This window comes from Streptomyces sp. SID3212 (assembly GCF_009865405.1).
In the GTDB taxonomy this organism is placed as follows: domain Bacteria; phylum Actinomycetota; class Actinomycetes; order Streptomycetales; family Streptomycetaceae; genus Streptomyces.
In genome coordinates, this window is record NZ_WWJY01000942.1 from 1 (window position 1) to 11,613 (window position 11,613).

At 72.0% G+C, this 11,613-nt stretch carries 8 protein-coding genes; 4 read left to right on the forward strand and 4 right to left on the reverse strand.

Going from position 1 to position 11,613, the window contains the following annotated elements:
• Positions 1 to 318 precede the first annotated feature (318 nt).
• Complete coding sequence (locus GT042_RS28135; protein WP_345943952.1) at positions 319 to 996, forward strand: L,D-transpeptidase family protein; 678 nt, start codon at positions 319 to 321, stop codon at positions 994 to 996.
• Between the two features lie 175 nt (positions 997 to 1,171).
• On the opposite strand, the gene metG is transcribed toward GT042_RS28135, so the two are convergent.
• Together metG and GT042_RS28145 are read right to left on the reverse strand one after the other, a co-directional pair.
• On the reverse strand, positions 1,172 to 2,776 hold the full coding sequence (gene metG, locus GT042_RS28140) for a methionine--tRNA ligase (RefSeq protein ID WP_161311524.1): 1,605 nt from the start codon (positions 2,774 to 2,776) through the stop codon (positions 1,172 to 1,174).
• Between the two features lie 130 nt (positions 2,777 to 2,906).
• A complete protein-coding gene (locus GT042_RS28145) occupies positions 2,907 to 4,868 on the reverse strand; it encodes a VWA domain-containing protein (protein WP_161311525.1) in 1,962 nt (653 codons plus the stop codon).
• Positions 4,869 to 5,326: 458 nt separating this feature from the next.
• On the opposite strand from GT042_RS28145, the gene GT042_RS28150 reads away from it, so the two are divergent.
• On the forward strand, positions 5,327 to 7,402 hold the full coding sequence (locus GT042_RS28150) for a PhoX family phosphatase (RefSeq protein WP_161311526.1): 2,076 nt from the start codon (positions 5,327 to 5,329) through the stop codon (positions 7,400 to 7,402).
• Positions 7,403 to 7,562: 160 nt separating this feature from the next.
• Here GT042_RS28150 and GT042_RS28155 read toward each other — a convergent pair whose 3' ends face one another.
• Together GT042_RS28155 and GT042_RS28160 are read right to left on the reverse strand one after the other, a co-directional pair.
• Positions 7,563 to 8,594, reverse strand: coding sequence for a hypothetical protein (locus GT042_RS28155; RefSeq protein WP_237531291.1), 1,032 nt, complete (start codon positions 8,592 to 8,594; stop codon positions 7,563 to 7,565).
• A 20-nt stretch (positions 8,595 to 8,614) separates the two neighbouring features.
• The gene (locus tag GT042_RS28160) at positions 8,615 to 10,114 is read right to left on the reverse strand and encodes an APC family permease (RefSeq protein ID WP_161311527.1); all 1,500 of its coding nucleotides are present in this window, start codon (positions 10,112 to 10,114) and stop codon (positions 8,615 to 8,617) included.
• 169 nt (positions 10,115 to 10,283) lie between these two features.
• Here GT042_RS28160 and GT042_RS28165 point away from each other — a divergent pair, with 169 nt between their 5' ends.
• Both GT042_RS28165 and GT042_RS28170 read left to right on the forward strand, forming a co-directional pair.
• Positions 10,284 to 10,727, forward strand: coding sequence for a S4 domain-containing protein (locus tag GT042_RS28165; protein ID WP_161311528.1), 444 nt, complete (start codon positions 10,284 to 10,286; stop codon positions 10,725 to 10,727).
• A 422-nt stretch (positions 10,728 to 11,149) separates the two neighbouring features.
• Positions 11,150 to 11,584 carry an ATP-binding protein gene (locus GT042_RS28170; protein ID WP_161311529.1) on the forward strand — a complete coding sequence of 145 codons (435 nt, stop codon included), beginning with the start codon at positions 11,150 to 11,152 and terminating at the stop codon, positions 11,582 to 11,584.
• Positions 11,585 to 11,613 lie beyond the last annotated feature (29 nt).

Sequence of the window (11,613 nt, forward strand, 5' to 3'; positions counted from 1 at the left end):
CGAGGAGGGGCCAGGAACCGGTACCGGTTCCTGGCCCCTCCTCGTGTACGCGCGGTGCGCACTCTCCGGTCGCCTATGGTGACCCAGAGTGCCGGACGATCCCGGTGGTCGATGCACCTTTTTCCTTCTCCGCAGACCCCGGAAGGCGAAATGAGACGACCGTCCCCAGCGTCGTGTACGCGTGCCCGTACCCGTTCCCGTTCCCGTTCCGCTCGTGGTCGTTCCTGCCCGGCGTTCCTCGTTGCCGCGCTGCTGCTCACCGGGTGCGCGGCGACCGATTCCGACCGGGGCGACGCCGACTCGCGCGGGAAGGGGCCGGTGGAGGCCGTGGCGGTCGGCGGGCCGCCCGGCCAACGGGCCGCCGCCGAGCACCGGGGCGCCGAGGTGCTCCGTACGGACGTACCGGCGGAGATTCCCGGCCTCGGCCCGAAGACCCGCGCGGCCCTCCCGGAGGACAGCAACCAGGCCGTCGTGGCCATCGGCCGCTCCCGTGACTCCAACCGGTCGACCGTCCTCGTCTACGAGCGGGACCCGGTGGCGGGCTGGCAGGTCGTGTCGGGCCCGTGGCCCGCCCACAACGGGCTGCGGGGCTGGACCGACGACCACGACGCGGGCGACCGGCGCTCGCCGATCGGGGTGTTCGGCCTCACGGACGCGGGCGGCGAGCTGCGCGACCCGGGGTCGAGACTCCCGTACGACCGCTCCTCCGACTACGCGATCTCCGGTACGGGCTTCGAGGACGAGCCGCTGGAGGGGTCGTTCGACTACGTCGTCGCCATCAACTACAACCGGCGCCCCGGCCACACCCCCCGCCACCTGGGCCGCCCCCTGGGCGAGGAGAAGGGCGGCGGCATCTGGATCCACGTGGACCACGGCGGCCCGACCCAGGGCTGCGTCTCGCTGGCGCGCCCCCGGATGAAGGAACTGCTGCGGACGCTGGACCCGGGGAAGCGGCCGGTGGTGGTGATGGGGGACAAGGCGTCGCTGGCACGGTGAGGAGGACGTACGCCAGGTACCGGCCGGGTACGACGGGGTGCGCGGGGCGCCGACGTGCCGCCGCAGGGGCGCGGCCCGACGCGGCTGTTCCGTACGCCCCGCGGGTACGGGCGCACGCGGCGGCCTCGTACCCGCGACCGTTCCGTACGCGCCGTACCCGTGGCGCGCCCGCGCCCTACGCCGGCTTCTCCTCCAGGCGGGGGAAGAGCACCGCGCCCTTCGTCACCGTCGTACCGACCGCGAGGCGGCCCCAGTCCGCCGTCTCCTGGACCCGCTGGTCCGCGAGCGCGCCCAGCGACTCGGCGGCGCCGAGCGAGTCCCACAGCTTCTGCGAGGTGTCGGGCATGACCGGGTTGAGCAGGACGGCGACCCCGCGCAGGGCCTCGGCGGCCGTGTACAGGATCGTCGCCAGCCGGGCCTGGCCGGCCTCGGACGTGTCCTTGGCGACCTTCCAGGGCTCCTGCTCGGTCAGATAGCCGTTGACCTGCTTGACGAAGTCGAACACCGCCGCGATCCCGCCCGCGAAGTCCAGCTCCTCACCGATCTTGCGGTCCGCCTCGGCGAGGGCCTTCGCCAGCCCGTCCCGTACGGCCTGCTCGGCGTCGCCCGACGCCGTCGCCTCCGGCAGCTTGCCGCCGAAGTACTTGCCGACCATCGCGGCGACGCGCGACGCGAGGTTGCCGTAGTCGTTGGCCAGCTCGGAGGTGTAGCGGGCGCTGAAGTCCTCCCAGGAGAACGACCCGTCCTGGCCGAAGGCGATGGCCCGCAGGAAGTACCAGCGGTAGGCGTCCACGCCGAAGTGCGAGGTGAGGTCCTGCGGCTTGATGCCGGTCAGGTTCGACTTGGACATCTTCTCGCCGCCGACCAGCAGCCAGCCGTTGGCGGCCACCTTGCCCGGTACGGGCAGGCCCTGCGCCATCAGCATCGCGGGCCAGATGATCGCGTGGAAGCGGAGGATGTCCTTGCCGACGAGGTGCACGTCGGCGGGGAAGGTGGTGTCGAACTTCTCCTGGTTGGCGCCGTAGCCGACGGCCGTCGCGTAGTTGAGCAGCGCGTCGATCCACACGTAGATGACGTGCTTCTCGTCCCACGGCACCGGGACGCCCCAGTCGAAGGTCGAGCGGGAGATGGAGAGGTCCTGGAGGCCCTGCTTGACGAAGTTCACGACCTCGTTGCGGGCGGACTCGGGCTGGATGAAGCCGGGGTTGGCCTCGTAGTGCGCGAGGAGCTTGGGGCCCCAGGCGCTGAGTTTGAAGAAGTAGTTCTCCTCCTTGAGGATCTCCACCGGTGTCTTGTGGATCGCGCACAGCTTGACGCCGTCCGGGTCCTCGATCAGCTCACCGGGGAGTTTGTACTCCTCGCAGCCCACGCAGTACGGGCCTTCGTACCCGCCCTTGTAGATCTCGTCCTTGTCGTACAGGTCCTGCACGAACTCCCGTACCCGGTCCGTGTGCCGCTTCTCCGTCGTACGGATGAAGTCGTCGTTCGCGATGTTCAGGTGCTCCCAGAGGGGCTTCCAGGACTCCTCGACGAGCTTGTCGCACCAGGCCTGCGGGGTGACGCCGTTCGCTTCCGCGGTGCGCATGATCTTCTGACCGTGCTCGTCCGTGCCGGTGAGGTACCACACCTTCTCGCCGCGCTGGCGGTGCCAGCGGGTGAGCACGTCCCCTGCGACGGTCGTGTAGGCGTGGCCCAGGTGAGGAGCGTCGTTGACGTAGTAAATGGGGGTGGTGACGTAATACGCCTTCCCACCCTGCTCTTCGGATCCAGTGGCCGCCATGGTCGAAATGGTATAGGGCCGGTGGTGGTGGCTTCACATCCATAAAAACGGACCGCGAAAGCGGACCGCCGCCGGTCGCGCGTGGGGACGCGGGGCCGGCGGCGTTTCGTTCGTCCGTGTGCGGTCTCGCTTACGGCTTCGCGGGCTTCCAGCCGGTGAGGAGGTCGCGGTAGAGGTCGGCGTCGGGGACCTCGCGGGGGGTGGGGCCCGCGTGTGTGAACCCGACGTTGTCGAGCCCCAGCTTCCGCAGGAAGTCGAACGCCTTGGAGTCGTGCTCCCCGAAGGCCACGAAGGCCCAGTGCAGGGGCTTGCCCGCGGCGTCCACGAGGGCCTGGCGGGCGGGCTGCTTGGCGTCGGGGGCGCCGTCGGTCTGGAAGACGACGAGAGCGGGATCCGTCGCGCCGGACTTCTCGTAGTGCGCGACGACCTCTTCGACGGCGCGGTGGTAGCTGGTACGGCCCAGGCGGCCGAGGCGCGCGTGGGTCTCGTCGACGACGTTCTCGTAGGAGGAGAGGGAGAGGTCGGCGGTGCCGTCGATGTCGGTGGAGAAGAAGACGGTGTGGACCGTCGGGTTCTCGCCGCCGAGCTGGGCGGCGAGGGCGAGGGCCTGCTCGCCGAGGTGCTGGGCGCTGCCGTCCTTGTAGAAGGGCCGCATGGACCCGGACCGGTCGAGAACGAGATAGACGACGGCGCGGACCCCTTCGAGCCCGTGGGCACGGAGTGCCTGGGCGGCGGCGGAGCGGTGGGCGAGGAGGCCGGCGGGCGGGGTTCCTGCCGTGCCGGCGGTGTCCGCGGTGTCCGCGGTGTCCGTCGTGTCCGCGAGGGCGACGGGCGCGGGGGCCGTGACATCGGCGATGTCCGCAGGGGCGGACGTTTCGGCGGCGGTGTCGTCGTTGTTCAGGGCGATGGGCTCGGTGGCGACGGGGGTGGTGTCGGTCGTGGTGACCGGCTCGACCGGGGCGGTGTCGGCCTCGGGCGTCGGTACGACGGCCTCGGCGGCGGTGTCGTCGTCGTTCAGGGCGATCGGCTCGGTCGCGACCGGGGTGGTGTCCACCGCGAGGGGCTCGGTCACGGCGACCGGCTCGACGGCGGGGTCCGCGTCGGCCGCCGGTTCGTCAGCGGCCTCGGCCACGGGGGTTGTTACGGCCACGGGCGCCGTCTCGGTCTCGGCGGCGAGGTCGTCGTCGTTCAGAGCGACCGGTTCGGTCGCGACCGGCTCGGTCGTGGTGGTGCCGGCCGCCGCCTCGACCGCGACCGGCGCGGTGTCGGCCTCGGGCGTCGGTACGACCGCCTCGGCGTCGGTGTCGTCGCTGTCGAGCGCGATCGGGTCCGTCGCGACCGGCGTGGTGTCCGTGGTGGTCTCCGTCGCGACGGGCTCGCGGGCGGACACCGGCTCGGTGTCGGTGTTGGCGTCCGTGACGGCCGCCGAATCGTCCGCAGCCCCGGCCTCGGGCGTCGGTACGGCCGCCTCGGCCGCGGTGTCGTCGTTGTCGAGGGCGATCGGGTCGGTCGCGACCGGTTCGGTCGTGGTGGTGTCGGCCGTGACGGTGTTCTCGGCGGGCGCCGCCTCGACCGTGACCGGCGTGGTGTCGGCCTCGGGCGTCGGTACGGCCGTCTCGGCCGCGTGGTCGTCGCTGTCCGGCGACACCGGGGCCGTCGCCTCCGTCTCCGTTCCCGCCGTCGGCTCCGACGGCCCCGTCGACTTCTGGGTCGGGAGTGTCGGGGTCGGCTGGGGCTCCTGGGGGCGGGTGGCCTGGGGCGGGACCGTGGGGTCCGGCTTCGGGGGGCGGGGGTTGTCGAACGCCGCCGCCACCAGTTCCGCCGCCGCGTCCTCCGGCGACGGGGTCTTTCGCGCGGGCGCGGGCACCGTCGTCGCCTGGCTCGGCAAAGGGGACGACGCTGAGGTCGATGCCGTCGCCGAGGCCGAGGTCGACGTCGAGGCCGACGCCGTCGCCGACGCCCTCACCGGCTCCGCCGTCGACACCGCTTCCGTACGGTCGGCCTGGGGCGGGACGGACGCTGCCGACGACTCGGGACGCTCCTCCGCACGGTCGCGTCCGAACACTTTGCGCAGCAAGCTCCGAATGCCCATGGGCGAGGCCTTTCAGATGAGTTGGGTGCGTGCCCGCCCCCGGGAAAGCGGCATCCCTGGCCAGGGCGGATACGTAAGGTTAGCGGCCGTCCCCGGCGATCTTCGGCAGGGTCGTACCGGGCGTCGGGCCCGGCATCCGATCGGGTGAGCGATCAGCGGCCGGAGATGTGCGCGGTCAGCGTCAGCGTCAACGTACCTCCCGGCAACGACAACCCCACCATCAACACCGTCAACACGTGGTACAGCCATGGGTCTGTCATGACCATCCGTCCGCCCCGCGTTCATCCGGCCTTTACCCCCAGGCCGCCACCGTGGTGGCCGCCGCACCTAGCGTCACCGCCGGGACATCCCGACACCTTGTCGGATTGTCAGGGCGAGGACCGGGGCACGGCGACCTGCCCGGCGACCTTCCCGGCGACGCGACCACGTGCGAGTTCACGCACCATCGGAGGGGTAAAGTGCGCAAATTTCTGCCGCTGATCAGCTCATCGTCACACCCGGGCGGGCGTTCCGCCCTCACCTGCAAGTACCGCTGCGGCGACGCCTGCTTCCACGAAGTCCCGAACAAGACCGACAACGAGTACCTCGGCGACGTCATCGCCGGTGCGCTGTCGAGACGTTCCCTCGTACGCGCCGCCGGCATCGTGACCGTCGCCGCCGCCACCGGCACCGCCCTCGCCGTCGGCACCGGTGACACCCCGGCCTCCGCCGCCGCGGCCACCGGCGGTCACGGTCACGGCGACAGCGGACACGGCAACACCCCCGACGGCGCCCGCGGCCTCCGCTTCACCCCCGTCGCGCCCAACCTCGCCGACCAGGTCACCGTCCCCGCCGGGTACAGCCAGCACGTCGTCATCCGCTGGGGCGAGCCCATCCTGCGCGGTGCCCCCGCCTTCGACCCGGACAAGCAGACGGCCAAGGCGCAGGCCGGCCAGTTCGGTTACAACAACGACTTCCTGAGCCTCCTCCCGCTCAAGAGCGAGCGCGGCCGTCAGGTCCTCGTGGCCAACCACGAGTACACCGACGAGATCCTGATGTTCAAGGGCTACAACGCCGCCGCGCCCACCCGCGAGCAGGTCGAGATCGCCTGGGCCGCGCACGGCCTGTCCGTCGTCGTGGTCGAGGAGGACCGGGGGAGCGGCAAGCTCACCGCCGTCACCCGCCACCAGCTCAACCGGCGCCTCACCGCGACCAGCGAGTTCCGCCTCACCGGACCGGCCGCCGGCGGCGAGCTGCTCCGTACCTCCGCGGACCGTACGGGCACCAAGGTCCTCGGCACGCTCAACAACTGCGCGGGCGGCACCACCCCCTGGGGCACCACGCTCCACGGCGAGGAGAACTTCAACCAGTACTTCGCCAACGCCTCCAGCACCACCGACCTCCGCTACGGCATCGGCACCGGCGCCACCGAGCGCAAGTGGGAGCTGTTCGACAAGCGCTTCGACGTCAAGCAGGAGCCCAACGAGGTCCACCGCTTCGGCTGGGTCGTGGAGCTGGACCCGTACGACCCGGAGTCCACGCCCCGCAAGCGCACCGCGCTCGGCCGCTTCAAGCACGAGGCCGCGCAGCCGCGCCTGACGGCCGACGGCCGCCCCGTCGTCTACATGGGCGACGACGAACGCTTTGACTACTTCTACAAGTTCGTCTCCTCCAAGCGCATGCGCAAGGGCGGCAGCCGCGCCGACCACGCGTACAACCTGACCCTGCTGGACGAGGGCACGCTGTACGTCGCGAAGCTCACCGGCGACTCCCCGGCCGGGGAGTTCGACGGTACGGGCAAGCTCCCCGCCGACGGCGAGTTCGACGGCTCCGGCGTGTGGATCCCGCTCGCCACCGGCGACGTCTCGCACGTCCCCGGCATGACCGCCGAAGAGGTGTACGTCTTCACCCGCCTCGCGGGCGACAAGGTCGGCGCCACCAAGATGGACCGCCCCGAGGACGTCGAGCCCTCGCCGCGCACCGGCCGCGTCTACATCGCGCTGACGAACAACACCGACCGCGGCAAGGCCGGCAAGGCGGGCGCCGACGAGGCCAACCCCCGCAACGCCAACAAGCACGGCCAGATCCTCGAACTGGCCGAGAACTGGGACGACCCGGCCGGCGACGGCTTCGCCTGGCGCCTCTTCCTGGTCGCGGGCGACCCGAAGGACCCGGCGACGTACTTCGCGGGCTTCCCCAAGGAGAAGGTCAGCCCGATCTCCTGCCCGGACAACGTCGCCTTCGACCCGCACGGCAACCTGTGGATCTCGACGGACGGCAACGCGCTCGGCACGCACGACGGCCTGTTCGGCGTCGCGACGCAGGGCGAACGGCGCGGTGAGCTCAAGCAGTTCCTGACCATGCCGAACGGCGCGGAGACGTGCGGGCCGATCATCCAGGACCGCCGCGTCCTGGTCGCCGTCCAGCACCCGGGGGAGCTCGACGGCGCGAGCGTCGAGAAGCCCGCGAGCGCGTGGCCGGACGGACCCGGCAGGATCGTCCGTCCGTCGGTGGTCGCGGTGTGGCGCAAGGACGGCCGGGACATCGGCGTCTGACCTGCCTGACCTGCCCCGACCGACCTGAATCGTCGGACCTGCTCGACCTGCTCGACCTGCTCGAACTGCCTGACCCGGGGTGGCGCCGACTCGGACCGGCGCCACCCCGGTCGTACGTGCTCCATGTGACGGCCGTACGTCAGCCCGGTCGGCGCCTGCCTCAGCCCTCCAGCCGCGCCGCCCTGAACGCCGTGAACTGTTCCGCCGCGTCCCCGGTGTACGACCACGGCACCCGCGCCGCCCGCGCGCCCAGCAGCTCGAACAGCGCCCGCGCCTCGTCGTCCAGCCCCGCGTAACACGCCGCGTGTGTCAGGTAGTTCAGCTCCCCGACCTCCTCCGGTACGACAGGCCCCGCCGCCCGCCCGCCGATCCAGCGCTCGAACGTCCTGCGCACCTCGGTCACCGCCAGCTCGTGGTGCCAGTGCTGCCCGAAGTCCCGTACGGGCCGCCGCCCCCGCGCCGCCTCCGCCACGTACCGGAACTCCTCCACCCGTGCGATCTGCACCAGCACCGACAGCGAGGACCCCGGCGGCGCCGCGCCCGCCGCGTCGCGGGCGAAGTCGTACATCCGGCCGTGCGTGCCGTGCCACCGCGCGGAGAAGTACCGCAGCAGCTGCACATGCCCTTCCATGTTGTACGGGTCGCGCCGCCGCATCTCGTCCCACCAGCGCCGCAGCTCGCTCTGGGTGATCCCGCCCTCGTACAGCCGGGCGACCGTCAGCAGCGACACCCACGGCATCGGGTCGGCGGGGCTGGCGTCGGCCGCGTCCAGGCAGGTCAGGACCGCGCCGTCGAGCCGCGCCCGGTCGATCCCGATGCCGCGCCCGGCGGCGATCGCCTGGTCGAAGACCCGTACCACCTCGGTCGCCGCCCACAGCGCCGCCGCGTCCGGGCTGTCCGGTTCCGCAGCCCGCCAGTTCTCCACGGCCGAACTGCCCGCCGCCGCGTGCGACAGGATCCGCTGGCGGTGCGTGCGGCGCGGCCAGTCGGTGCCGGTGGCGCGCAGGAGGTCGCGTACCCCCTGCCAGCGGCCGATGACGATGTCCTGGCGCGCCTCGGTGAGCGGCAGGTCGCCGAAGTCCGGGTCGAAGTCGGGCGCGCCCTGCTTCCCGGGCGCGCGCGCTTTCCCCGGTGTGCGGCCTTTCCCCGGCGCGCGGCCCTTGCCGGGGGCGCGGTGACGGTGTTCCGCCATGGCTGCGGTCCCCGTCCCCGTCAGAAGTCGGTCGACAGGGACTCGCCGGCCCGGTCGGACCGGTCGGGGCGGCCGGGCGGGCCGGCGGCGGAGTCGGCGTACGGCTCGTGGCGGTGGCCGTCCGGCACCCGCGCGGCGTCCAGTTTCGCGGGGCGGTAGTACGAACTGCCCTTGCGCCAGTACCAGATCATCGGCGCCAGGCCGACGGCCAGTCCGCCGATCCCGATGGTGATCGCGGTCCTGGTCAGCTCGCTCAGCGACTCGAAGAAGATCCAGAACATGAACAGCGCGCCGAGCAGCGGCCAGAGCACCCCGAAGAAGAAGTCGCCGAGGGAGCGGAACATCACCTTGCGGTACGCGACGACGGCCGCGATGCCCGCCAGGCCGTAGTAGACGGCGATCTGGAGGGAGATGGCGGTGACGGCGTCGGAGAGGATCTCGGTGACCGAGCCCAGCGCGCTCGCCGCCGCGAGCAGCGCGAACGCCACGACCCCGACGGCCGTGATGGCGACCCAGGGGGTGTTCCACGTGCGGTGGACGCGGCCGAGCGCGGACGGCATCGTACGGTCGCGACCCATCGCGAACAGCGAGCGGGTGACCTGGATGAGGGTGGTCTCCAGCGTCGCCACGGTGGACAGCATCACGGCCACGATCAGCAGCTTGCCGCCGACGCCCGGCCAGATGGCCTCGCCGAGGATGCCGAGGACGTTGGCGCTGCCCGCCATGATCTGGTCCTCGGTGAGGATGACGTTGACGGCGATCGTGAACGCCTCGAAGAGGAGGAAGACGATGCCCATGCCGACGAGGGCGGCGAGCCCGGCGGTCCTGCGGCTGTTGCGGGTCTCCTCGCTGAGGTTGCTGGTGACGTCCCAGCCCCAGTAGTAGAAGGCGGCGACGAGGGCGCCCGAGGCGAAGCCCGACGTACCGTCGAAGTGGCCGAACCCCAGCCAGGACCAGTCGAAGGCGACGGCGGCGCCGTGGTGGGCGAGGGCGGCCAGCACGAACATCAGCAGCAGGGCCAGCTCCACGCCGGACAGCAGGAGCTGCGCCCGTACGGTGAGCCGGGCGCCGCCCAGTACCACCAGCAGCATGATCAGGAACCAGCCGCCGCCGACCAGCAGCGCCAGGCCCGTGTCGTTCGCGAGATCGGTGTCGAAGAGCGCCAGCGTCATCGCGCCGGCGGGCAGCGACCCGGCGACCATGAAGATCGTGGCGGAGACGACGAGCGCCCAGCCGGAGAGGAAGCCGAGCGCGGGGTGGAGGGTGCGGCCCACCCAGGAGTACGCGGCGCCGGCGTTCGCGTCGAGCCGGCCGAGGCGGCCGTACGCGAGGACGATGCCGAGCATGGGTATTGCGCAGTAGAGGAGCGCGGCGGGCGCGGCGAGTCCGACGGAGGCGACGAGGACGGCGGTGGTGGCGGCGAGCGAGTAGGCGGGCGCGCTGCCCGCGACCGCCATGACGATGGTGTCGAACGTACCGAGGACATTGGGCTGGAGCCCTCTGCCGGAGTTGCTGCGCATGGCGTTCACTGCTTCCGGAAGTGCGTCTACGGATCGGTCCGGCCGCGAAAATGGAAGATCGAGCGCATCGTAGCCGCGAGTGCGCGGTGAGGTGCCACGGATGCGTTGCGGACTTGTTGCGGTGTACGGAGCGGTCCGGGGGCGGGTGGGGTCTCGCTAGGCTGGAGGCATGGCTTCTTCGGCGGAGGTACCGGACGGGACGGCGTCTGTCGGCGGTGCCGTTGGCGGTGTCGCCGGCGGTGTCGCCGGCGCTGGTTCCGCGCGGGCGGACACCTGGATCTGGTCGGTACGGCTCACCAAGACCCGCTCCCAGGCGGCTGCGGCGTGCCGGGCGGGGCACGTCCGCGTGAACGGGGAGCGGGTCAAGCCGGCGCACGCGGTTCGGGTCGGCGACGAGGTGCGTCTGCGGTACGCGGGGCGGGACCGGGTGGTGGTCGTGTCCCGGATCGTCCGCAAGCGGGTGGGGGCGCCGGTGGCGGTGGAGTGCTTCGTGGACAACAGCCCGCCGCCGCCTCCGAAGGAGTTCGTGGCGCCGATCGCTGCGCGGGACCGGGGGGCGGGGCGCCCCACGAAGCGCGAACGCCGAGAAATGGACCGCCTCCAGGGCCACTGAAGGCTGCGCCGCGGGGTGGTGGCCGCCGAGGCCACGGTGTCCTCAATCGCCGGACGGGCTTGATGCTGCCGCCCGGTGGGCCCCTGCGGGTTGTGACCTCCGCAGGTCACTGTCGTCCTCAATCGCCGGACGGGCTTGGATGGTGCCTGCGCGTGTCCCAACAACCCGCAGCGGGCAATCCAAGCCCGTCCGGCGTTTGAGGACAACGGTGACCCGCAGCGGGCATATGAAGCCCGTCCGGCGTTTGAGGACGACAGTGACCCGCAGGGGTCCCGAGCGGGAGCTGCCCGCCGGGCGGCAGCGTCAAGCCCGTCCGGCGATTGAGGACAACAGGGACCCGCACAGGTCACCGCATCGCATCACCCTCCGTGACCCTTGTTGGACGGAAAGTAAAACGGGCCCTCGAAGGGAAGGTCCCTTCCATGGACCTCGACGGCGAACCCCGCCCCCGCTACGACCGCTCCGTGACCTTCCGGCTCCCCCGCCACCCCCGCAGCGTCCCCCGCGCCCGGGACGCCCTCCGGAGGTGTACGGGGCTGACCGGCGACACCGCCGCCGTCGCCGCGCTGCTGCTCTCCGAGCTCGTCACCAACGCCCTGCGCCACGGCAGCCCCCCGGGACGGCAGATCGCCGTCACCCTCCACCGCGCCGAGGGGCTGCTCAGGCTGGAGGTCGAGGACGCCGGCGACCACCTGCCCCGGCCCCGTGCCGCCGAACCCGACCTGGACGACGAGTGCGGCAGAGGCCTCGCCCTCGTCGCCGCGCTCGCCGACGACTGGGGGGTGACTCCCCGGCGCGGTCCCGGCAAGTGCGTCTGGGTGTCGCTGAAGGTGTCGGGCGACACTTCCCTCACATGAGCGGCGCCCCCGGACCCGCCCCCGGACCC

Excerpts from the sequence above, each read along its gene's own strand:
- metG (WP_161311524.1), bottom strand. The coding sequence starts at position 2,776 with ATGGCGGCCACTGGATCCGAAGAGCAGGGTGGGAAGGCGTATTACGTC.
- GT042_RS28145 (WP_161311525.1), bottom strand. The coding sequence starts at position 4,868 with ATGGGCATTCGGAGCTTGCTGCGCAAAGTGTTCGGACGCGACCGTGCG.
- GT042_RS28155 (WP_237531291.1), bottom strand. The coding sequence starts at position 8,594 with ATGGCGGAACACCGTCACCGCGCCCCCGGCAAGGGCCGCGCGCCGGGG.
- GT042_RS28160 (WP_161311527.1), bottom strand. The coding sequence starts at position 10,114 with ATGCGCAGCAACTCCGGCAGAGGGCTCCAGCCCAATGTCCTCGGTACG.
- GT042_RS28165 (WP_161311528.1), top strand. The coding sequence starts at position 10,284 with ATGGCTTCTTCGGCGGAGGTACCGGACGGGACGGCGTCTGTCGGCGGT.
- GT042_RS28170 (WP_161311529.1), top strand. The coding sequence starts at position 11,150 with ATGGACCTCGACGGCGAACCCCGCCCCCGCTACGACCGCTCCGTGACC.